Genomic DNA, 262 nt, shown 5'->3' with positions numbered 1-262 from the left:
CAGTTTGCGTTCACCCATTACAGAATATGCCGATCTTGTTTTAGTGAATGGGAATAAACAAGGCAAGCTACAAGGCGACTCTATTGGCACGAAGATTGCCCAATTATTCGTATTAGATTTGATTTACGCTTTATTGGTACAGGCATCACAGGAAAGTGCGGTCAAAATAAAGCAAAAAACATTAAATGTCATGTTAGAACAACGTATCAAATAGGAGAGAAAAATGCGTAATTTAAAAGGTATTTTTAGTGCGTTATTAGTA

At 35.5% G+C, this 262-nt stretch carries 1 protein-coding gene; it reads left to right on the top strand.

Features of this window, described 5'->3' with window-relative positions; all coding sequences use genetic code 11:
- Positions 1 to 214 (top strand): hypothetical protein (locus ACTHSX_RS10715; RefSeq protein WP_440379676.1); only part of this gene is annotated, 214 nt, incomplete at its 5' end.
- Positions 215 to 262: the final 48 nt, after the last annotated feature.

The sequence above is a fragment of the Neisseria sp. P0014.S002 genome, assembly GCF_051958295.1.
Classification (GTDB): domain Bacteria; phylum Pseudomonadota; class Gammaproteobacteria; order Burkholderiales; family Neisseriaceae; genus Neisseria; species Neisseria flavescens_B.
Note: the sequence above shows the minus strand (reverse complement) of the source record. Positions and strands in the feature narration are given on the sequence as shown.